Annotated in this window: 18 protein-coding genes; 8 read left to right on the top strand and 10 right to left on the bottom strand. The window is 68.9% G+C overall.

Features of this window, described 5'->3' with window-relative positions:
* Positions 1-138: 138 nt before the first annotated feature.
* Positions 139-918 carry a hypothetical protein gene (locus BST15_RS15195; protein ID WP_046189253.1) on the bottom strand — a complete coding sequence of 260 codons (780 nt, stop codon included), beginning with the start codon at positions 916-918 and terminating at the stop codon, positions 139-141.
* 287 nt (positions 919-1205) lie between these two features.
* On the opposite strand from BST15_RS15195, the gene BST15_RS15190 reads away from it, so the two are divergent.
* Complete coding sequence (locus tag BST15_RS15190) at positions 1206-3029, top strand: MFS transporter (protein WP_046189254.1); 1824 nt, start codon at positions 1206-1208, stop codon at positions 3027-3029.
* On the opposite strand, the gene BST15_RS15185 is transcribed toward BST15_RS15190, so the two are convergent.
* Positions 3030-3587: an LppP/LprE family lipoprotein gene (locus BST15_RS15185; protein ID WP_234708293.1), complete on the bottom strand. Its 558-nt coding sequence runs from the start codon at positions 3585-3587 to the stop codon at positions 3030-3032.
* A gap of 82 nt (positions 3588-3669) precedes the next feature.
* Between BST15_RS15185 and BST15_RS15180 the strand changes: the two genes are divergently transcribed.
* Together BST15_RS15180 and BST15_RS15175 are read left to right on the top strand one after the other, a co-directional pair.
* The gene (locus BST15_RS15180; protein WP_046189255.1) at positions 3670-5421 is read left to right on the top strand and encodes a DEAD/DEAH box helicase; all 1752 of its coding nucleotides are present in this window, start codon (positions 3670-3672) and stop codon (positions 5419-5421) included.
* Positions 5418-6557, top strand: a complete 1140-nt coding sequence (locus BST15_RS15175; RefSeq protein WP_046189256.1) for an acyltransferase family protein — start codon at positions 5418-5420, stop codon at positions 6555-6557. The genes BST15_RS15180 and BST15_RS15175 overlap by 4 nt, the downstream gene beginning before the upstream one ends.
* A gap of 92 nt (positions 6558-6649) precedes the next feature.
* On the opposite strand, the gene BST15_RS15170 is transcribed toward BST15_RS15175, so the two are convergent.
* The 4 genes from BST15_RS15170 to BST15_RS15155 form a co-directional block, all read right to left on the bottom strand.
* Positions 6650-7234: a TetR/AcrR family transcriptional regulator gene (locus BST15_RS15170; RefSeq protein WP_046189257.1), complete on the bottom strand. Its 585-nt coding sequence runs from the start codon at positions 7232-7234 to the stop codon at positions 6650-6652.
* Positions 7234-8457 carry a cytochrome P450 gene (locus BST15_RS15165; protein WP_165757133.1) on the bottom strand — a complete coding sequence of 408 codons (1224 nt, stop codon included), beginning with the start codon at positions 8455-8457 and terminating at the stop codon, positions 7234-7236. Before BST15_RS15165 ends, BST15_RS15170 begins: the two co-directional genes overlap by 1 nt.
* 66 nt (positions 8458-8523) lie before the next feature.
* Positions 8524-9891, bottom strand: coding sequence for an FAD-binding oxidoreductase (locus tag BST15_RS15160; protein WP_046189258.1), 1368 nt, complete (start codon positions 9889-9891; stop codon positions 8524-8526).
* 60 nt (positions 9892-9951) lie between these two features.
* Entirely contained in the window at positions 9952-11244 is a 1293-nt protein-coding gene (locus tag BST15_RS15155; protein WP_131701198.1) for a PE-PPE domain-containing protein, read from the bottom strand.
* Positions 11245-11332: 88 nt separating this feature from the next.
* Between BST15_RS15155 and BST15_RS15150 the strand changes: the two genes are divergently transcribed.
* Entirely contained in the window at positions 11333-12166 is an 834-nt protein-coding gene (locus BST15_RS15150; protein ID WP_046189259.1) for a uracil-DNA glycosylase, read from the top strand.
* Between the two features lie 63 nt (positions 12167-12229).
* The gene (locus BST15_RS15145) at positions 12230-13261 is read left to right on the top strand and encodes an LLM class flavin-dependent oxidoreductase (protein ID WP_046295731.1); all 1032 of its coding nucleotides are present in this window, start codon (positions 12230-12232) and stop codon (positions 13259-13261) included.
* Between the two features lie 5 nt (positions 13262-13266).
* On the opposite strand, the gene BST15_RS22150 is transcribed toward BST15_RS15145, so the two are convergent.
* The 4 genes from BST15_RS22150 to BST15_RS15120 form a co-directional block, all read right to left on the bottom strand.
* Positions 13267-17307, bottom strand: a complete 4041-nt coding sequence (locus BST15_RS22150) for a PecA family PE domain-processing aspartic protease (RefSeq protein WP_165757132.1) — start codon at positions 17305-17307, stop codon at positions 13267-13269.
* Positions 17308-17378: 71 nt separating this feature from the next.
* Positions 17379-17834 (bottom strand): nitroreductase family deazaflavin-dependent oxidoreductase, encoded by a 456-nt coding sequence (locus BST15_RS15130; RefSeq protein WP_046191315.1) that lies wholly within the window; start codon positions 17832-17834, stop codon positions 17379-17381.
* 4 nt (positions 17835-17838) lie between these two features.
* Entirely contained in the window at positions 17839-18276 is a 438-nt protein-coding gene (locus tag BST15_RS15125) for an HIT family protein (protein ID WP_046191316.1), read from the bottom strand.
* 17 nt (positions 18277-18293) lie between these two features.
* The gene (locus tag BST15_RS15120; protein ID WP_046191317.1) at positions 18294-19469 is read right to left on the bottom strand and encodes a MalY/PatB family protein; all 1176 of its coding nucleotides are present in this window, start codon (positions 19467-19469) and stop codon (positions 18294-18296) included.
* A 31-nt stretch (positions 19470-19500) separates the two neighbouring features.
* On the opposite strand from BST15_RS15120, the gene BST15_RS15115 reads away from it, so the two are divergent.
* The 3 genes from BST15_RS15115 to BST15_RS15105 all read left to right on the top strand — a co-directional run.
* The gene (locus tag BST15_RS15115) at positions 19501-20613 is read left to right on the top strand and encodes an adenylate/guanylate cyclase domain-containing protein (RefSeq protein WP_046191318.1); all 1113 of its coding nucleotides are present in this window, start codon (positions 19501-19503) and stop codon (positions 20611-20613) included.
* Between the two features lie 97 nt (positions 20614-20710).
* Complete coding sequence (locus tag BST15_RS15110) at positions 20711-21688, top strand: Acg family FMN-binding oxidoreductase (RefSeq protein WP_046191319.1); 978 nt, start codon at positions 20711-20713, stop codon at positions 21686-21688.
* Positions 21689-21966: 278 nt separating this feature from the next.
* On the top strand, positions 21967-22441 hold a 475-nt coding region (locus BST15_RS15105; RefSeq protein ID WP_133053196.1), incomplete at its 3' end, for a DUF222 domain-containing protein.

Below are 22441 nucleotides of genomic sequence, written 5' to 3'. Positions count from 1 at the left end.
GACAGCTTCTCGCCTCGATTCCTGGTCGTCTGGCGTGGCACTTGCGCCCGCGCCCACCTGCCTCATAAAGGCTAGCCCCTCGGAGATATTCCGCCAGGCTCGCGGCCTGTTGTCCGCCGGCCGAGACCCTGTCGACGGCTATGCCGAGTGGGCATCATCGTCGTGCAGCGCCGGCACCAAGTGGAGGTTTCCCCTCCAGCGGGTGGGGGCGGGGCCGAACGCATCAGCGGCGTTGCTGATGATCTTCTTGCCCATCAGGCGGTTTCCCACTGCCCCGATCAGCGCACCCAGCCCCACCGGCAACAGCTTGCCGAAGGCCAGCGCGCCGCGGCGCAGCGTGAATCGCTTGACGAAGTAACGCAGCAGCCGCGAGTTCAATTCCCTGACCGCGGGCAGGGGCAGCGCCGCCACTCCCGCGGAGCCCTCGGCGAGCCACGCACCGCTGGTGCGGCCCGGGCCGAGTAGGTCGGCGAGGGCGCCCTTGCCCTGGTCGCCCACCAAGACCGCCAGCACCAGCGCGCGCCGCCGGTCGCGGTCGTCCACGGGGATGCCGTGCACCTCCGCGACGGACAGCACGAAGAACGCGGTGGCCTCCAGGAAGACCGCGGTCTCCCCGGCCACCGCCGACAACGCCATCAGGGTGCCGATCGCCGGCACCGCCGCGGTGGCGCCCACCGCCGCGCCGCTGGCCGTCGCGGCGGCCAGGAAACGCTTCTCCAGCTTCGCGATGACGTGCGCCGGGGTGGCATCGGGATCGCTGCGGCGCAGCCGCTCCACGTAGGCACGCACCGCGGGACCCTGCACCCGCTGACTGCGCTCGATCACCCGCGCCAACGCCCGAGCCGCCATCGTCGGCTTCTCCTCGTCGAAGGTCTCCGCCGGAGCCTGGGCCGGCCGTCGCCGTCGAAAGATGCCCATGGTTGCCTCCCATTTCGACTAGGTGCCCTTCAGGCTAACGCGCGGGCGGTTGTTTACCCGTTTCAACGGTGTGGCCGGCCCCCGACAGCGAACCGTCGCACGGCGATCCGAGTTGTTCCCGGCACCATCTGTCCGTAGCGTCGCAGAAGGTGGCGTGACGCCCGCACAGCACGGCGCAGCGAGGGGAGGGGCGGCGCTTGAGCAGCACGAACAGCCGGACCCGACCGAGTGGCGGCGGTTCCGCACATTCCGCCGATTCGATCAACCCGTGGAACGCCCTGTGGGCGATGATGCTGGGCTTCTTCGTGATCCTGGTCGACTCCACGATCGTGGCGGTCGCCAATCCCAGCATCATGTCCTCGCTCGACATCGGCTACGACACGGTGATCTGGGTGACCAGTGCCTACCTGCTGGGTTACGCCGTGCCACTGCTGGTCGCGGGCCGGCTGGGCGATCAGTTCGGCCCGAAAAATCTCTACCTGATCGGCCTGTCGGTGTTCACCGCAGCGTCCCTGTGGTGCGGTCTGGCTGGCGGTATCGACACGTTGATCGCGGCCCGGGCGGTCCAGGGCGTCGGGGCCGCCCTGCTGACCCCGCAAACCCTGTCGGTGATCACCCGCACCTTCCCCCCGGAACGACGCGGCGCGGCGATGAGTGTCTGGGGCGCCACCGCCGGGGTCGCCACGCTGGTCGGCCCATTGGCCGGCGGTGTTCTGGTGGACCGGCTGGGCTGGGAGTGGATCTTCTTCGTCAACGTCCCGATCGGCATCGTCGGGCTGGTGTTGGCCATCGTGCTGATCCCCGAACTGCCGGTCCACCGGCATCGGTTCGACCTGCTCGGCGTGGCGCTGTCGGGCATCGGGATGTTCCTGCTGGTCTTCGCATTGCAGGAAGGTGAGTCTTCGGGGTGGGCGCCGTGGATCTGGGCGCAGGTGATCGGCGGCCTGTGCTGTTTGGCGGGTTTCGTCTACTGGCAGGCCGTCACCCGTGGTGAGCCGCTGGTGCCGCTGCGCATCTTCGGTGACCGCGACTTCGGCTTGGCCAACCTCGGGGTGGCTGTGATCGGCTTTGCGGTCACCGGGATGGTGTTGCCGGTCATGTTCTACGCCCAGGTGGTGTGCGGCATGTCACCCACCCGCTCGGCACTGCTGACCGCGCCGATGGCGATCGCCAGCGGAATGCTTGCCCCGGTCGTGGGAAAGATCGTCGACCGGGCACATCCGCGGACCGTGGTCGGTTTCGGCTTCTCGGTGCTGGCGATCGCGCTCACCTGGCTGTCGATCGAGATGACACCGGTGACCCCCAGTTGGCGGCTTGTGCTGCCCTTCGTGGCGCTCGGTGTCGGCATGGCCTTCATCTGGGCGCCGCTGGCGGCCACCGCCACCCGCAACCTCGCGTCGCCGTTGGCCGGTGCCGGGTCTGGGGTCTACAACGCGACGCGCCAAGTCGGGGCGGTGCTGGGCAGCGCCGGTATGGCCGCCTTCATGACCTCGAGGATCGCGGCAAACCTGCCCTCGATGCCGGACGGACTGCAGTCCGAGCATCCCGCGGCGGTCGTGCAGGTGCCCGAATTCCTGCACGAGCCGTTTGCGGCGGCGATGTCGGAGGCGACGCTGTTGCCGGCGTTTGTGGCACTGTTCGGAGTGGTCGCCGCGTTGTTCATGGTCGGGTTCTCAGCGCGCCCGGCCCGCCTTGAGCTGGCGCCGATCGACGCCGAGGAGGCAGAGCAGGCCCTCGAGCCCCCGGCCGTCAGGGCCGCACGCCCGGTCGACGAGCCCACCGAGCCGATCCCGGCCGCCGCACCGCCGCGCCAGATGCCCTTCCGGCAGGAGGTCGCCCACGATCCCGTAACCGAACCACTGACCGTCGAGATCGGGCCGGCGTGGACGGTCTGGGTGGAGCCAGAACCGGTGACTGTGCAGCGCAATGGCTTCCACGTCGATGCCGGACGACACTTTCGCTCGCTCGCCGACGGTGCCGCCGCACCCGACGTGCTCGCAAAATTCGGGATCAGCGGCCACAGTCCTACCCGCCGCAATCGGCACTACCGAGACGATCCCGACGACACCGACGCCTTCGGGCGGCATGCGCGGCGCGACACCAGGCCCTAGTCAGCGGGCGGTGTTGCCGACGATCTCCACTCCCGACCCGTTCCAGTGGAACTTCACCACCCCGGTCAATCCCGGTATACCGCTGGCGTTGCGCAGCGCCACCGTGTCGCCGGTGCTGAGCGCCAGGTCGATACCGCTGAATCCGTAGGTGTCGACCACGGATTGGGGTAGGAAATCCCCTCGGTGAAACAGCACCGCGCGGGTGTTGGGGTGTTCGGCGTTGGTGTTGGCCTTGACGATCACCGCCGAGATGTCAGCACACGAGTTGTAGTTGCCGGCCACCGGCTCGGGACTCCATGGTTGACCACTGCGCGGGTCTTTGGGCAGCTCCGAAACGGCCTTGGCGATCGGCGGGGCAGTCAGATCGATCGCGCAGGGGTCGGCGGGGGCGGGGCTGCTCGGCGGAGCGGACGCCGGGCTGGGCGCCGCCGGCGGCGGTGCGGCCGGGCTGGTGTTCTGCGGAGTCTTGGCGACGGTGGAGTCGCCCGAGCCGCAGCCCGCCAGCAACGCAGCGGCCAGTGTGGCGATCAGAACGGACGGTTTGTGGACACCCGGCACACGGGCACCGTACCGCCGCCCTCCGGCTGCGAACCAACTGCGGCTTTGAGAGCGCGTCTTTACCCGTAGACTGCTAAGCGCTATGACCTCGTCTGATACCCCCGCAGAGCCCTTCCCGGACCCCACTGGGTCTTCCCCTGAGTCGCCCGACCCGACCTTCGCCGACCTGCAGATCCATCCCTCGGTACTGAAGGCTGTCGCCGACGTCGGCTACGAGACGCCCTCGGCGATTCAGGCTGCCACCATCCCGGCCCTGTTGGAGGGCTCCGATGTGGTCGGGCTCGCGCAGACCGGCACCGGCAAGACCGCCGCGTTCGCCATTCCGATCCTGTCGCGCATCGACACCTCCAGTAAGGCCACCCAGGCGTTGGTGCTGGCGCCCACCCGCGAACTGGCCCTGCAGGTGGCCGAGGCATTCGGGCGTTACGGTGCGCACCTGCCGCGGATCAATGTGCTGCCGATCTACGGCGGCGCCTCCTACACGGTGCAGCTGTCCGGCCTCAAGCGCGGCGCCCAGGTCGTGGTCGGCACTCCAGGCCGGGTCATTGACCACCTGGAGCGTGGCAGCCTGGACCTGTCGCACCTGGACTACCTGGTGCTCGACGAGGCCGACGAGATGCTGGCCATGGGTTTCGCCGAGGATGTCGAACGCATCCTGGCCGACACCCCCGAGTACAAGCAGGTGGCCCTGTTCTCGGCAACCATGCCCTCGGCCATTCGCCGCATCACCAACAAGTACCTGCATGATCCGGTGGAGGTCACGGTCAAGGCCAAGACCGCGACCGCGGAGAACATCACCCAGCGCTACATCGAGGTGGCCGGCCCGCGGAAGATGGACGCGCTGACCAGGGTCCTCGAAGTCGAATCCTTCGAAGCGATGATCGTGTTCGTGCGCACTAAGCAGGCCACCGAGGAGGTCGCCGAAAAGCTGCGTGCCCGAGGGTTTTCCGCGGCGGCCATCAACGGAGACATCGCGCAGGCGCAGCGTGAGCGCACCATCACTGGGTTGAAGAACGGCACCCTCGACATTTTGGTCGCCACCGATGTTGCTGCCCGTGGACTGGACGTGGATCGCATCTCCCACGTCGTCAACTACGACATTCCCAACGACCCCGAGGCCTACGTGCACCGCATCGGCCGCACCGGTCGAGCCGGGCGCTCGGGGACCGCGCTGCTGTTCGTCAACCCGCGGGAGCGTCACCTGCTCAGGCTGATCGAGAAGGTGACGCGCCAGAAGCTGGTGGAAGCCGAGCTGCCCAGCGTCGACGACGTCAATGCGCAGCGCGTCGCCAAGTTCGCCGACGCGATCACCAATCACCTCAGTGCCTCGGGCATCGAATTGTTCCGCCGCCTGGTCGAGGACTACAGCCGCGAGCACAATGTGCCGATGGCCGATATCGCCGCCGCACTGGCTGTGCAGTCCCGCGACGGCGAGGCGTTCCTGATGGTGGAACCGCCGCCGGACAAGCGCCGCGAACGCGTCAAGTCGGATCGCGATGGTGGCCGGGATGACCGCAAGGGTGAGCGAAAAGGCCCGCCGAAGGAGGGATTCGCCACCTATCGGATCGCGGTCGGCAAACGTCACAAGGTCAATCCGGGCGCCATCGTGGGGGCGCTGGCCAACGAAGGTGGCTTGCATCGCAGCGATTTCGGGGCCATCAGCATCAAGGTGGACCACTCGCTGGTGGAGTTGCCGGTCAAGCTTTCAGGGGCGACCCTGAAGGCGTTGGAGAAGACCAGAATTCAGGGCCAGTTGATCAATATGCGCCGCGAGCGGCCGGCCGGCAAGCCTGATCGTCGCGGCGAAGGTGGGTACCGGAAACGGACCGAATGACCTTGCCCCGCGACGAGGTCGCCCAGGGCGGTCTGGAGCAGGTCGCCGGAGTGGACCGGGTCGCGTCGCTGACCGGTGTGCGCGCGGTGGCGGCGATCCTGGTGGTCGGAACGCATGCGGCCTACACCACCGGCAAATACACCCACGGCTACGCCGGGCTGCTGGGTTCTCGGATGGAGATCGGCGTGCCGATCTTCTTCGTGCTCTCCGGTTTCCTGTTGTTCTCGCCGTGGGTGCGGGCTACCGCGTTCGGGGGGCCGGCCCCCTCGGTGCGTCGGTATGCCTGGCATCGGGTGCGGCGCATCATGCCGGCCTACGTGGTTACCGTGCTGCTGGCCTATGTGATCTACCACTTCCGCACCGCCGGCCCGAATCCCGGCCATAACTGGATCGGGTTGCTGCGCAACCTGACGTTCACCCAGATCTACACCGACAATTACATGTTCGGCTATCTGCATCAGGGCCTCACCCAGATGTGGAGCCTCGCAGTCGAAGTCGCCTTCTACGTGGTGTTGCCCCTGTTGGCGTACCTGATCTTGGTCGTGTTGTGCCGCCGGCAGTGGCGGCCGGGGCTGCTGCTGGCGGGGCTGGCCGCCGCGGCGGCCGTGACGCCGGCCTGGCTGACGCTGGTGCACACGACCGACTTCCTGCCCGACGGCGCCCGGCTGTGGCTGCCCGGCTATCTGGCCTGGTTCGTCGGCGGCATGGTGTTGGCGGTGCTGCAGGCCATGGGGGTGCGTTGCTATGGATTCGTGGCGATTCCGTTGGCCCTCATCTGCTACCTGATCGCGTCCACCCCCATCGCCGGGCAGCCCACCACCTCACCCTCCGAACTCTCCGAGGCGCTGGTGAAGGCGGGGTTCTATGCGGTGATCGCCGCGTTGTTGGTCGCGCCGCTGGCGTTGGGAAACCGCGGTTGGTATGCGCGGTTTCTGGCGAGTCGGCCGATGGTGTGGCTGGGGGAGATCTCCTACGAGATCTTCCTGGTTCACCTGGTGTTGATGGAGTTGGTGATGGTGGAGGTGCTACGCGCCCCGGTCTACACCGGCTCGATGCTGGCGCTGTTCGTGCTCACCATGGTGGTCACCGTGCCGGTGTCGTGGCTGCTGCACCGGCTCACCCGGGTGAAGAGTTGAGCCGCCCCTCCCGCCGAGCGTGACGTTGCCTTCACGCTCACGGGTCGAACGTGAATCTGGCTTCACGCTCGGCGGAAGGGGGCGGCCGGAGGCTACGCACACCGCGCCGTCGACGAGACCACCACCGGAACCACGAACTGCGCCAGCATCTCGCGCTCGTCGTCGGCGTCGCGGCCCGGGAAGCTCAGCAGCGACGTCACCACCCGCACCACCCATCGGGCCCGTTGTTGTGCCGCGGCACTGTCGTCGGTGCCCAATGCCGACAGGAATGACGCCACCAGCACGGTGATGACATCGGACTGCGCGGCCATTGCAGTACCGATCGGCGGCCCGGTCTCGGCAAACCACGACGCCAGCGCCGGGTTGCCGCGCACCAACGCCAGCGATTCGGTGATCCCGGCGACCAACCGCTCCGCCGGGTCGTCCATGCCGGCCAGGCGCTGGGTCAGTTCGCGGTAGAGCGCGTTGGCCCACCGGTGCACATAGGCGGTGTGCAGCGCGTCGCGGCTCTCGAAGTACCGGTACAGGGTGGCGCGGGAACAACCGGCGGCGCGGGCGATCTCATTCATGCCCACCGAGGCCGGGTCATGCTCGGCGAACAGCGTCTCGGCCGCGTCGAGAATCCTCTCCGCCGCCAGCTCGCCGCGCTGATCCGACAGCCAGGCCCGACCGGCCATCACGATCCGGCGGTGAAGGGAATCGACAGCGGGCGCCGCACGTAACTGCCACCGGCCCAGACGATCCCGGACTCGTCGATGGTGTAGTCCGGGCAGCGGGCCAGCAACTCTTCCAGTGCCACCCGGGCCTGCATCCGGGCCGCCTGGTTGCCGATGCAGTGGTGCGCGCCGTAGCTGAAGGTCAGGATCTGGTGCGGTTTGCGCAGCACGTTGAGCTCGCCGGCATCCGGCCCGAACTGGCGTTCATCGCGGTTGCCGGAGCCGTAGAGCAACAGCACCTTGCGGTTCGCCGGGATGGTGGTGTCGCCGATGGTGACGTCGCGAGTGGTGGTTCGCGACAGCCCCTGCACCGGAGACGTCAGCCGCAGCAGCTCCTCCACGGCGTCACGGATCAACTCCGGCCGCTCGATGAGCAATTGGCGCTGATCGCGGTGCTGCTGGAGCAGTTGTACGGACCCGCCGAGCATGCCGGTCGTCGTGTCGTTGCCGCCGGTGACCATGGTGAAGGTGAAGGCCAGCACCGACAGCAGCCCCTGGATATCCCCGTCGGCGCCGATCCCGGCCGCCACCAGATGCGAGACCGTGTCGTCCTGCGGGTCGGTGCGGCGACGTTCGATGAGCCCGGTGAAATAGCCCATCATCTCGCCGATCGCCTCCCCGGCCGAGGCGACGCCATCCGGGTTGACGGTGGCCGCGACCACCGCGTCGGTCCAGCCGTCGAATTGGCCGCGGTCTTCTTCAGGCACCCCCAGGTAGTGCGCGACCACCATCGACGGCAGCGGCTTGAACAGCTCGCCGACGATATCGCCCGCGCCGCCGTTAGCGCGCAGTCGCTCCAGGCGCTCGACCACGAATTCGCGCACCTTCGGTTCCAGCACCTCCACCTGCCGTGGCATGAATCCGCGGGCCACCAGTTTGCGAAACGCGGTGTGCACCGGCGGATCCTGCATCACCATCGGCGGATTGTCGGCCAGTCCGATCATTTCCAGCTCGCGATAGTTGATGGTCAGGCCCTGAGCGGAGGAGAACGTCTCGTGGTCGGCGGCTGCCGCCCAGATGTCGGCGTGCCGCGACAGCACGTAGTAGTCCTGGTCGGGTGCCTCCGGCGGGACCACGCGGTGGACCGGGTCGTGATCGCGCAGTGCGGCGTACATGGGCCACGGGTTGGGCCAGGTTTCGGCAGTGCCGAGTTCAAACTTCGGATGAGACATCGTGGTCGTCATGTCTCATTGATACGACAACGGCTCTATGGGTGTCAATGGTCGAGCCGGAAGTTCCCCGGTCGGCCGTCAGATCCCCGACCCGGGATTGAGGATGCCCAGAGGATCGAGCGCGGCCTTGACCCGCTGGTTCAGTGCCATCACGTCGGGTCCCAGCTGCTCGCCCAGCCACGGCCGCTTCAACCGCCCCACCCCGTGCTCACCGGTGATGGTGCCGCCCAGGGCCAAAGCCAGGTCCATGATCTCGCCGTAGGCCAGCTCGGCGCGCCGCACCTGATCGGGGTCATGCGGGTCGTGCACGATCAGCGGGTGGGTGTTGCCGTCACCGGCGTGCGCGATCACCGAGATCAGCAGCTGGCGCTGCGCGGCGATGGTCTCGATACCGGTGATCAGCTCTGCGAGCCTCGGGACCGGAACCCCGACGTCTTCCAGCAGCAGCGGGCCCTTCGCCTCGACCGCGGGGATGCAGAACCGCCGGGCCGCCACGAAGCCCTCGGCCTCGATCGGGTCGTCGGTGGAGAACACCTCCTTGGCCTGGTGTTCGGCGAACACCCGTGCCATCAGCTCGATATCCTCGGCGCCGGCGTGGCCACGCTCGTCGGAGGCCGCCACCAGCATGGCGGCGGCGTCACGGTCCAGGCCCATCCGCAGTTGGTCCTCGACGGCGTTGATCGCTGCGGAGTCCATGAACTCCAGCATCGACGGACGCAGCCGTCCGGACACGTCGAGCACCGCGTCGGCTGCGGCGGTCACCGAGTCGAAGGTGGCCACCACCACCGAGGAGGCCGGTTGGGCGGGCAACAGTCGCAGGGTCACTTCGGTGACCACCCCGAGGGTGCCTTCGCTTCCGACGAACAGCTTGGTCAGTGAGAGCCCGGCAACGTCCTTGAGTCGCGGCCCGCCCAGCCGCACCGCGGTGCCGTCGGCCAGCACCACCTGCAGGCCCAGCACATAGTCGGTGGTCACGCCGTACTTGACGCAGCACAAGCCGCCGGCGTTGGTGGCGATGTTGCCGCCGATGCTGCAGATCTCGAACGACGACGGGTCCGGCGGGTACCACAATCCGTGGGCCGCCACGGCTTTCTTGACCTCGGCATTGAGCAGGCCGGGCTGACAGACCGCGGTGCGGGTGACGGGGTCGACGGTGATCTCACGCATCTTCTCGGTGCACAGCACGATCCCGCCGTCTATCGCGGTGGCGCCGCCGGACAGGCCGGTCCCCGCGCCGCGGGTGACCACGGGCACCCGATGAGCGGTGGCCCACCGCAGCACCTGTTGCACCTCTTCGGTGCGCAACGGGCGGATCACCGCCAGTGGCGTCCCCGCCGCTGGGTCCAGGGCTTTGTCCTGGCGATAGCCGGCGGTGATTGTCGGATCGGTGACCACCATCCCCTCGGGGAGTTCGGCTGTCAGCTGGGTCAGCGCGTCGGCGTTCACGCAGGTGATCCTAGCTGCGGCGTCGGGTGGGACGCCGCAGCTGAGACCGGGCCTCGGTCGTCAGCTGGTGACCAGGCCGCCCAGCGTCCCGACCAGTCCCAGCACCGGATCGAGCAGGTACTCCTGGACGCCGGTGACGTCGAACAGCAGTTGGACCGCTTCGCCGATCGGCCCCGCGATCGCGGTGAACGCGGTGAAGGGGTTGATGACATCGTTGAGCCAGGAGACCACCTGCGCGTAGGGAACACCGATCTCGTCGGCCGACCAGGCGCGAGCGTCGTCGAACAGGCCCATCAACTCGGTGTACCCGGGCAGGTCCAGCCCGAAGAGATTCAAAGCGTTGTCGGTGCCCTGCACACTCGCCTGCGCGAACTGGAGCGCGAAGGTGATCGGGTCCAGTGTCGGGATCAGCTGCGCCGGTGTCGGTTCCCCGAACGGTACCGATCTGTCGTAGCCGGCTTCGACGATCACGCGCAGCGCCGGCTGCACGACGTCGAGCCACGACTCGGGCACGCCCAACGTTCGCAGCGGGCTCAGCAGCGGCAACTCGGCCGTCGGGATGAAGTAGAAGGTGGTGTCGCCGGTGACCTGTTTGACGATGTCGGTGGAGCCCAACACGTATTCATCGACGTACGGGCCGGTCATCGGTTCGGTCGGCGGCCACACCGCGGGAACGAGTTCCGGCAGTGGTCCACTGCCGTAGCCCCCGTGGGTGTAGATGAAGCCGAGCAAGGAGTTGAGGTTGGCGACCAGGTTGATAGGGAATTGCGGGTAGTCCGCATTCGCGTCGTATTGCGCCGTCACGTCGATGGTGGTGATGCCGCCGTTAGTGGGTTCGGCCCCGTTGAAGTTCAGGCCGGGCGCGCCCGGGATCACCAGCCCCTCGAACCGCTCCAGGAAGCCACCATTGGGTCGGTTACCTGAGCCGAGCAGGAAGAAGGTGACGTCGGGTGCGGGCAGCCTCGATTCCATCAGGTTGATCTTCTCCAGGACCGCGATCTGGGCGCTCTGTGAATACCCCGACACCAGATACGGCTGCCCCTCGGGCTGCTGGGCCATCGCAGCCTGAAGGTTCGCCAGGCCGGTGGGGATCGACGTACTGGCACCGGAGGCCGGATAGGGAACCATGACCGGTGTGTAGGTGCCCCCGGTGGCCGGATCTATGTAGTCGGTGACGATGGCGTTCTGCCAGCGCTGGCTGGGGGTGGGCATGAAGGTGCCGCCCATGATCAACGCGGTCAGCGCATCCTCGGGGACGTCGGCGTGCGCTGGAGCCACCGGTGCGGCGAACAGCACCGTCGCCCCGCACAGCAACATCGGCAGAAACCGCTCGGAAAGTCGGCGTAAGCCCACGGTCAGCCCCTCTCCGCCTCAAGGTCGGTCAACTATGTGTGAGAATCTCTCAGAAAGCAAGGCTCTCCGCTCACCCAATGCCGAGGGCATGCAGAGTGAGACCATGCTCAACCACCCCCGCACCGGCCAGCCGTTCGCGTCCCCGGTGCCGCCCGGCACCGGCTGGCCCGGAGACCCGGCCACCCCCGCCACTGCGCGGGCCGCCGACGCCGCGGAGGTGAGGCGACTGGCCGGGACGGCGCAGTCAATCGATGAACTCGACGCGCGGATCAGCGTCTGCCGGGCCTGCCCACGGCTGGTGACCTGGCGCGAGCAGGTGGCCCTGGTCAAGCGAAAGTCCTTCGCCGACCAGCCCTATTGGGGGCGACCGGTGCCCGGCTGGGGTTCGACGGAACCGAAAATCGTGATCGTTGGTCTGGCCCCGGCCGCCAACGGCGCCAACCGCACCGGCCGCACCTTCACCGGCGACCGCTCCGGCGACCAGTTGTACGCCGCCTTGCACCGTGCCGGCCTGGTCAACCAGCCGACCAGTGTGGACGCTGCGGATGGATTGCGTGCCAACGGCATCCGGATCATCGCCCCGGTGCGCTGCGCCCCGCCGGACAACGCCCCCACGACCGCCGAACGCAACACCTGCGCGCCCTGGCTCGACACCGAATGGCGGCTGATCGCTCCGCACGTGCGGGTGATGGTCGCGCTCGGGGGCTTCGCCTGGCAGATCGCGCTGCGGATCGCCGCCGACCCCATGCTCAAACCCAAACCGAAGTTCAGCCACGGCGCCGTCGCCGACTTGGGTCCGACATTGCGGCTGGTGGGTTGCTATCACCCGAGCCAACAGAACATGTTTACCGGCCGGCTGACCCCGGCCATGCTGGACGACATCTTCACCAACGCCGCCACCCTTGCCGGCATCAGGAACTGACACGGCTGGCTAGGTCGCCGACGCCGGGGAAGGTTCAGCGCACTGCAGGCGTTATAAAGCGACGTGCGTCTTTCCGTTCTTGATCTCGTTCCGGTCCGCACCGACCAGTCCACCGCCGACGCGCTGGCCGCGACAGTGCGGCTGGCGCAGACTGCCGACCGGCTCGGCTTCACCAGATACTGGGTGGCCGAGCACCACAACATGCCCGCGGTCGGGGCCACCAGCCCACCGGTGCTGCTGGCCTACCTGGCGGCGCAGACGTCCCGGGTGCGGCTGGGCTCGGGCGGGGTGATGCTGCCCAACCATGCCCCGTTGGCGGTCGCCGAACAGTTCGCGCTGCTGGAGGCCGCGGCCCCCGGCCGTATCGACTTGGGAATCGGCCGGGCGCCGGGATCGGATCCGGTGACCTCGGTGATGCTGCGCTCCGGCCGCGGTGATGAAGACATCGAGAACTTTCCCGACTACCTCGACCACGTGCGGGCCATGATGAGCAGCCGCGGCGTGCAGGTCCAGTTACGGGACGGCGACTACCTGCTCAAGGCCACCCCGGCGGCCACCGGCGAGCCACGACTGTGGCTGCTGGGATCGAGCATGTACTCGGCGCGGCTGGCTGCGGCCAAGGGATTGCCCTATGTGTTCGCCCACCACTTCTCCGGTCAGGGCACCGAGGAGGCATTGGCCTACTACCGGGCGAACTTCACCCCGAGCGAGGCCTGCGCGGTACCGACGACGTTTCTGACGGTCAACGCGGCGGTCGCCGAAACCCGCGATGAGGCAACCGCGCTGATGCTGCCCAACCTGCAGATGATGGCCCGACTGCGGACCGGCCGGCCGCTGGGCGCGGTTGATCTGGTCGAAGACGCTCGAGCCGCATCGGTCTCCGATGCCGAGCAGCGGATCATCGACAGCGGGCTTCGGCGCGCGGTCGTCGGCGCCCCGGCCGAGGCCGCCGAGCAGCTCACGGCGTTGGCGGAGCGATTCGGCGTCGACGAGGTGATGATCAACCCGGTGGCCTCAGCGCACCGCGGCACCGCTCCGGCCACCGCGCCGGGCCGTGATCGCACCTGCGAGCTGCTGGCCAAAGAACTCCTGTAAGGACCTCAGCGGCTGATGATGGTCGCGCCGTAACCGCTTGGCCGGTAGTCGATGTAGACCGGGTTCACCGAGAACGGGTAGTAGCCACTGTTGGCCGCCCCACCCGAAGTCACATACGGGCCGTTGTTGGTCGTTGTGTAGGAGTACAGCAGGGTGCTGCCGTCGGAGTTGTACACCGAGATCACCGTGCCGGCCGGCACTTGTGAGCCGACCCCGAGCTGCGGGAACAGCGACTGCGGAATGCTGCCATACATGCCGCCGGAGTCGATCGAGGTCGTGACGGCCACCGGGGCGCCGCCGTTGATGGAGATCATCGTGTCGACGTACGGCGACCCGGAGACGGAGGTCTCAGCGTCGAGCGGGTTCGGTCCGAAAATCACCTGGCCGGTCTGCTCGTCGATGAGCACGCCCTGGTTGAGCGCACCGGGCAGCGCCGAGATGATCGTGGAGGTGCCGGCGTAACCGTTGTTGGGTCCGATGCCCAACACCCCGACGATGCCGTACTGGTTGAAGTACTGCGTCATCAGGGCATTCGATGATGAGGTAACGACGTTGACGCCGGTCGGGTCGGTGACGAGGTCTCCCGAGCAGGCGACTTTGTCGCAGAATCCCACGGTGGTGCTGTAGGTCTGGTAGCCGTAGCTGTTGCCACCCAGGCCGGCGTAGCTGGCGTTACCCGACAGCAGCACGCTGCCGAGGCTGCCGGGGTTGCCGACGGCGCTGTTCAAGATTGTCAGACCTGTTGAGCCGGTGTCGATCTGCACCGGCACCGGCGGCCCGCCATTGATCGAGATATAGACGATCGGGCTGATTCCGCCGCTTTGCAGGTACAGCGGAATGGTGACATTGACCGGACCTTCGGGGCCGCCGCGGTCGCCGGCGGCCAGCCCACCGGAACCGGCGCCGCCGGAACCGCCGGCGCCGTTGGCGCCGGTGCTGCCGACCGCTCCGCCAAGACCGCCGTCGCCACCATCGCCGCCGTCACCACCGCGCGCCCCGGCGCCCCCGGCGGCCGCCGCGCCGGCCGCTCCGCCGTCGCCACCGTCACCGGCTGCTCCACCATGGACGTTCGTTCCGGTCAGGGTGGCGTCGCCGCCGTCGCCGCCGTTGCCGCCGTGGCCACCCGCGCCGGCATTGCCGCCGCTGCCGGCGTGGGCGCCCGCACCTGCGGCGCCGCCCGCACCGGCGTTGCCTCCGGCTCCGCCGTTCCCGCCGTCGCCGCCGCTGGAACCTTGCGCGTAGTAGCTGCCGAGGGCGTCACCGCCGTGGGCACCTGCCCCGCCGACACCGCCGTTTCCGCCGGCGCCACCGTCGAATCCGGTGTCCCCGATGCCGCCGGCACCGCCCGCTCCGGCTTTGCCGCCGTTGCCGCCTACTCCGCCGATCCCGACCGGAGCCTTGTTGATCCCCGGCTGCGCGTAGACCCCGGAGCCGGGCGAGCCACCGTTGCCGGCCGCACCGCCATTACCGCCGTTGCCCCCGGCGCCACCGGCGCTGTCGTCACCGGCCCCGCCGGTACCGCCGCCACCACCGGTACCGCCGCCGCCGCCCGCGCCGCCGTTGCCGTTGGTGCCGAACCGGCCGTGCTCACCGATCGCGGGGTTACCGGCGTAGGCGGAACCGCCCGCGCCGCCGCTGCCGCCGGCTCCGCCGTTGCCGCCGTCGAAGCCCGTGCCGCCGCCGAGTGCACCATTGGTGCCGAGCCCGCCGTTGCCGCCCACTCCGCCGACTCCGCCGTCGCCGCCGCTGCCGTATTGCACGCTGTTGGCCACGTCCAGAGTGGCGATGCCGTTGCCGCCGCCGTTGCCGCCCGCGCCGCCCGTGCCGCCGGCACCGCCATTGCCGGTACCTGAGCCGTGGGCGGTGACACTGCTGCCGCCGGCACCGCCGGCACCGCCCTTGCCGCCGTTGCCACCGCTGCCGGGCAGGGTGGCGCTGGGGGGCAGTTGGCTCTGGTCCACGCCGCGGCCACCGTTACCGGCGTTACCGCCGGCGCCGCCCTTTCCGCCGTTGCCGTCGCCGAGTGAGTTTCCGCCGGCCCCGCCCTTGCCGCCGTTGCCGCCGTTGCCGGCGTTGCCGTTGTTGACGACGGGGTTGCCGTTGGCGCCGGCCGCGCCGTTGCCGCCGTTGCCGCCCGCGCCGCCGTCGCCGTGCAGGCTGCCGGTTCCGCCGGCGCCGCCGTTGCCACCATTGGCGCCCGCGGTGACGGCGTTGAAGCCGTTGCCGCCGGCGCCGCCGTTGCCGGCGTGGGCGGTCGATGCCGACCCATTGGTGCCGGAGACGCCCTGGACTGCGCCGGTGCCACCGGCGCCGCCGATGCCCCCGGCGCCCACTTGGCCGCCGTTGCCGCCGCGTCCGCCATTGGGGTTGCTGGCGTTGCCGTTGGCGCCCTTGCCGCCGTCACCGGGATTGCCACCGGTACCGCCGTTTCCGCCGTTTCCACCTACGCCCTGCTGACCCGCGGTTCCCTGCGCGGAGGCGCCGCCGTCGCCACCGTTGCCGCCGATTCCGCCCTTGCCGCCCTGCATGCCGTTGCCGCCGTTGCCGCCGGCGGACCCCGCGGCGATGGCGTTGGTCCCGGCCGCGCCGTTCCCGCCGGTGCCGCCGTCGCCGGCGTTGCCTCCGGCGCCGCCCGTGCCGCCGTGGCCGTCACCGAGTGAGGCGCCGCCCGCGCCGCCGTTACCGCCGCGACCGCCGGCCCCTCCAACACTGCCGTTGCCGCCGTTGGCGCCGTCTGCGCCGTTGCCACCCGCGCCGCCGGCTCCACCGTTGCCGTGCAGGCTTCCGGTGCCGCCCGCTCCGCCATTGCCACCATTGGCGCCTGCGACCGCGTTGGGGTCCGACGCGGCGTCATAGCCGTTGCCGCCCGCGCCGCCGTTGCCGGCGTAGTCCGAGGGTGTGCCGGTCGCGCCGCGCAGTTCCTGGACGGAGCCCGCTCCGCCGTCACCGCCAAGACCCCCGGCACCGAAGTTGCCGCCGTCGCCGCCGCGACCGCCATCGGGGTTGCTCGCCGTGCCGTTTCCACCGGCCCCGCCGTCGCCGGCGGCCCCGCCTGACCCGCCGTTGCCGCCGTTGCCGCCCGCGCCCTGCAGGCCCGCGGCGCCGTGTGCCGAGGTGCCGCCCACGCCGCCGGTGCCCCCGATCCCGCCGTTGCCGCCCTGCATGCCGTCGCCGCCATCACCACCGGCCGCACCCGCGAGGATCGCGTCGATACCGTCGACACCGGCTCCGCCGGCACCGCCCGCCCCGCCGCTGCCGCCGGCCCCGCCGCGGCCGCCGTCGCCAAACTGGGCCAGGCTGGCCCCACCGGCGCCGCCGTTTCCACCCAGCGCGCCGTCGCCGCCGGTGAATCCCGACGCACCGGCCAGGCCGGTGGCCCCGGTCCCGCCTACGCCGCCGGCTCCGCCGTTGCCGAACAGCCAGGCGATGGCGTCGCCGCCCGCGCCGCCGACACCCGCGGCTTCACCGTCGATACCGACGCCGCCGGTCCCACCGACCCCGCCGTTGCCCATGAGCCACCCACCGGCGCCGCCGATGCCACCATCAGCTCCGGCGCCACCGTCGCCGCCGGCGCCACCGTCGCCGAACATGCCGGCTGCTCCGCCGTTGCCGCCGGCCAGCCCGTCGATGCTCTGGTCGAAACCGTCACCGCCGTCGCCGAACCAGAGGCCACCGGCGGTGCCGTCGGGGTTCTCCGCGGTGCCGTCCAGGCCGTTGCCGATCACATAGGACCCGAGCAGCTGGTTGATGCCGCCGTTGATCTGCTCGCCCAACGGGCTGGTGATCCAGGCCTGGAGCGAGGCATGCAGCGGGTCGTAGAACAGCTGGTCGAACCAGGCCGCGGAGTCGAACGGCTCGGTGTCGGCGGCCACGCCGGCAACCGGGGTGAACCAGTCGACGAGCCAGTCCAGGTCCATTCCGTCGGCCTGCGCCGGCCCAGTGGCCGGGGTCAACCCGACAGCGAGGAAAGTCCCGACCGCCGCCCCGGCTCCCGCCAGGCGCCGGCGAGTTGACATCGACTTGCGCGCGGCGCCCTGACGACTCATCGCCCCAAAGTACTAGCTGAGTGATACCTGAGCAAAGGAGAACGGCCGGCTACTCCCAGAAAGAACGCCGATTAACGCGACGGCGTTGGAGTCAGGGTCACAACGGGGATCGGCCGCGTCGTTTTGCGCTGGTAGGCGTTGTAGCGATCGGCGTTGTTGGCGTTGACGATTCGCCACAGCCGAGCGTAGTCCGGGTTATCCGGCAGCACCGGTTGCGCGGTGGCCCGCAAGCGCTTCGGTCCGACGTTGATCTCTACCTCAGGGTTGGCCTTGAGGTTGTGATACCAGGCGGGGGAGCGGGGCGCGCCGCCCATCGACGCGACGATCAGGTAATCGGCGCCGTCGCGGGCATAGCTCAGGGTTGAGGTACGGGCTTTGCCGGTTTTAGCGCCGACGGTGTGCAGCAAAAGGTTGGGCGGCAGGCCCGGCACCGTGTGGCCGATCCAGCCGTTGGTCCGTTGGTAGATCAGGCTGTGCAGGCCGAGCGCTCGTATGCCCAGCTTCTCGATCACGGAGAAATGTTCCATCAGTTCAGTCTGGTGGCGCGGTACCGCTGCCGGCCAGTGCGGCCCGCAGAATCTTCCCGGTGGTCTCTCGGTCGGGGTCGCGGCGCACCAACAGACCCTTGGCGAACGACAGTCGGTCTCCGTCGCGGCGGGGCACCACGTGCAGGTGGATGTGGAAGACGCTCTGAAACGCCGCCCGGCCGTCGTTGATCGCCAGGTTGTTGCCGTCGGCGTGCAGCCCGGAGGCACGCGCGGCTTGGGCGATCCGTTGTCCGACGGCGATCATCCCGGCCAGCGTGGCCGCGGGTGTGTCGGTCAGGTCCACGAAGTGTTGTTTGGGGATCACCAGGGTGTGACCGCGGGTGAACGGCCGGATGTCGAGAAACGCCAGGTGGTCGTCATCTTCGAGAATCTTGACCGCCGGTGCCGTACCGGCGACGACGGCGCAGAAGACGCAGGACATGCCCGCCAGGCTAGCGGTCAGGTGCGGGACCGCGGACGATAGGAACCCAGGGCATCGGCCATCGCGTTGATCGCGCGGTCCAGGATTGCTCGGGTGGTCGCGAAGTTCAGTCGGGCGAATCCCCGGCCGCCGCCAAAGGGAATACCTGGGCTCAGCGCCACCCGCGCGTCTGTCAGCAGGATCTCAGCCGGCTCGGCCGGCAGCGCCAGCTCCCGGAAATCGACCCAGGCCAGATACGTGGCCTCCGGAGAGGTCACCCGCAGGCCCGGCACTGCGGTCGGCAGCGCCTGGCTCAGATGGTCTCGATTCGCCCGCAGATACGGCAGCAGACCATCCAGCCAGGGCCCGCCATGGCGGTAGGCCGCCAGGTTGGCGCTGATCCCCACGGTGGAGGCCCCCATGGTGTGCAGCAGATTGATCCTGCGCCATGCCTCGATGTCGCGGGGATTCGACAGGATCACCTGGGCGCACATCAGCCCGGGCAGGTTCCAGCCCTTGGACGCGGACATCAGTGTGATCACGGTGTCTGTGGCGGCAGGCGATACCGATGCCGCCGCCACGTGCGGTCGGTCGTAGACCAGCGGGGCGTGGATCTCGTCGGCGATCACCCGCGCTCGGTGGCGTGCTGCGATGTCCACGATCGCGCCGATCTCCTCAGCGGTGAAGGCGGTGCCGAGCGGGTTGTTCGGGTTGCACAGGATCAGCGATCCCGCACCGGCGGCGAATGCCGCGTCCAGGGCGTCCAAGTCCATCAGGAAGCGGCCCGAATCCTGCTGGATCATGGGGATTTCCACTCGCTGGCGCCCGGTGACGGTCAGCAGGTCGAAGAACGGCATGTAGGCCGGAACCGGCAGTGCCACCGGACTCTCCGGGCGGGTGAGGAACTCGATCACCACCTCCATGCCCTTGAGCACGTCAGGCACCACGCGCACCCAGTGCGGCTGGACCGGCCAGCCGTAGCGGTGCAGGCACCACTGGGCGAGCGCGGTGGGCAGCGCGTCGGAGCCCAGCGCGGGATAGCCGAACTCCTCGTTGGCCACGCAGGCCCGCACTCCGTCCAGCACCGCGGGCGCGGTGGGGAAGTCCATCTCGGCGATCCACAGCGGCAGCACGTCCGGGCCGAACTGACTCCACTTGATGGTGTTGCGTGCGCGCAGCTGATCGGGCGTCAACGCGTCGAAGGCTTCGTCCACTCCGACAGTCTGCGCGATATACGTTTGGGGCGTGGCAGACCCCGAGATCGAGGACTTGTTGCAGGGGCTGGACGGCACCGCGCGTGCCGAGCGCGCCGAACTGATCGAATGGCTGCTGGGCCAGGGCATCACCGCCGACGAGATCCGCCGCAACGTCTCGCCGATGTTGCTTGCCTCGCGACGCCTGGTCGGCGACGACGGTACCTATGTCTCAGCGCGTGAGATCAGTGCATCCAGCGGCGTCGACTTGGACCAGCTGCAGCGCCTGCAGCGGGCGGTCGGGCTGTCCTGGGTGGAAGATCCGGATGCCCCGGTCCAGATGAGTGCCGATGCCAGCATCGCGGTGCATGCGCGCCGATTCATCGAGGCGGGCATCGATGCCGAACAGGCTCTGCAGACGGCCCGTGTTCTGGCCGACGGGCTGGCGCACGCGGCGGAGTTCATGCGTTTCACGGTGATGTCGGCCGTCGGTGAGCCGGGAATCACCGAGCTGCAGATCGCGCAGCGTTCCCAGGAGTTGGTCGGGCGGCTGGCGCCGCTGCTGGGCTCGTTCGTCGATGACATGTTGATGTTGCAGTTGCGTCACCAGCTCGACGTCGATGCGATCACCGCCGGCGAGCGCGCGGCTGGCGCACCGCTGCCGGGGGCGCGGCAGATCGTCGTTGCGTTCGCCGATCTGGTCGGCTTCACCCGGCTTGGGGAGATGGTGCCGCCGGAGGAGTTGGTACAGCTCGCGGAGCGGCTGACGGAGATCGCCCGCGAGATCGCAGTTCCGCCAGTTCGATTCATCAAGACGATCGGTGACGCGGTGATGTTCGTCTGCCCGGAGCCGGAGCCACTGGTCGACGCGGTATTGCGGCTGGTCGAGGCCGCCCAGGCCGACGACAGCCTGCCGCGGCTTCGGGCCGGGATCGCCGCCGGGGAGGCGGTGAGCCGGGTCGGTGACTGGTTTGGCAGCCCGGTCAACCTGGCCAGCCGAATCACCGGGGTTGCGCGGCCGGGCACCGTGCTGGTTGCCGAGCCGGTGCGGTCGGCGCTGGAGGACTCCAGCGCCTTCCGCTGGTCGTTCGCGGGGGCGCGTCACCTCAAGGGCATCAAGGCCGAGGTGAGCCTGTTCCGCGTCCGCAGCAGCGCCGACTCCTAGAAGTGGTGACCATCGAGACAACAGGGGACTAACGGCCCCTGTTGTGGCCGGTTCCGGGCTGAGAGCCTAGAGGCGACAAACCCGTTGGAGGTGGCTGATGTTGGGAACGATCGTGGACGCCGAGGTCCTCACCGATGCAGTGCGGCTGGCCTGTCGGGCACCGTCCCTGCACAACAGCCAGCCCTGGCGGTGGGTGGCCCACGGTGGTCGGCTCGACCTGTTCCTGGACCCGAATCGGGCGGTTCACGGTGACCAGTCGGCGCGGGAGGCGCTGATCAGCTGCGGCGCCGTGCTCGATCACCTGAGGGTGGCGATGGCCGCGGCGGGGTGGACGGCTGAGGTCGAGCGGTTCCCGGATGCCGCGCAACCCGAGCATTTGGCCACGATCGGTTTCACCGCCAGCGAACGCGTCACCGACGTTCAGCGGCATCGGGCGAATGCCATCTTGGCGCGGCGCACCGACCGGTTGCCGTTCATGGCGCCGAGTAATTGGGAGCCCTTCGAGACGGTGCTCAAGGGGGCCATCGAAGACCCGGTGCATCTTTACATGGTCGGCGATGAGTTACGCGCGAAGATTGCCGAGGCTTCCGAGCTGGCCGACGCGCTACGCCTCTACGACTCGGCGTACCACGCCGAACTCAGCTGGTGGACTGCGCCATTCGAGGTTTCCGACGGTATACCCGAGAGTGCGCTGGTTTCGGCTGCCGAAAGTGACCGGGTGGACATTGGCCGGACGTTTCCGGTCACCCACAATCGGGAGCGACGCCTTGAAGTCGGTGACGACCATTCGCGGATCGTGCTGCTGTCCACCGCAAGTGACGAGTCGGGGGACGCGCTGGCCTGCGGGGAGGCGCTCTCTGCGGTGCTGCTCGAATGCACGATGGCCGGATTGGCGACCTGCCCGGTGACTCACCTGACCGAGGTGCCCGTCGGTCGGGCACTGTTGGGTGGTTTGGTCGGTGGAGATGATCTGCCGCAGATACTGATTCGTGTCGGTGGCGTGCCGGCGTTGGAGACGCCCCCGGCGCCGACGCCACGGCGTCCGCTGGCCGACGTGCTGCACTTCAGAATCTGACGGGGCCGCAGCGGCCCCTACGATGAGGGCAGGCCCGGACTGACGTGGGAGCGTCTACACTTCCTGCGCGGCTGGCTTTCACCCGGAATTCCAGCTCTTCGGATTCGTGTCATGTCCGAGCCTGCTTCATCGTCGAATGTACGCCGGTGGCAGTCGGACGGCAATGGGGATCTCGGCCGATGGTCCACTTCTTCTGTCACTGTATTCACTTGTGTCACTGTGGTTTTAGATGTGGTTGTGTTCGGTGGCTTGTCGGTGGGCGGCGCTAGAATTCGCACATGTGTTCGAGTGGTCGTGAGGTGGTCGTCGAAGCCTTCGACGCCCTGGCCGCTGATCTGGATCGGGCGTTGGAGTTGGACTTCGATGCGTTGACGCCGCGGGAATGTGTGGCGCTGTTGCGGCGCTGCGAGAAGCTGCGGCGCCGCCTGCCGGCGGTGGAGCATCCGCTGGTGAATCAGCTGGCCGCCGCCGACCCGGCCGAGGTCGGTGGCAAACCCCGTTGGGTCCTGGCCGACGAGTTGCACATCACCCGCGGGGAAGCCGGACGCCGTATCGCCGAGGCCGCTGAACTCGGGGCCCGCCGCACCCTGACCGGTGAACCGTTGGAACCGGTGCGGCCGACGGTGGCTACCGCGCAACGAGCCGGCACCATCGGGGCGGGACATATCGCGGTGGTCCGCTCCTTCTTCAGCTACCTACCCGCCGATATCGATGCCGGTACCCTGGCCCAGGCCGAAGCGCACCTGGCCGACC

This window comes from Mycolicibacter arupensis (genome assembly GCF_002086515.1).
In the GTDB taxonomy this organism is placed as follows: Bacteria; Actinomycetota; Actinomycetes; order Mycobacteriales; family Mycobacteriaceae; genus Mycobacterium; species Mycobacterium arupense.
Note: the sequence above shows the minus strand (reverse complement) of the source record. Positions and strands in the feature narration are given on the sequence as shown.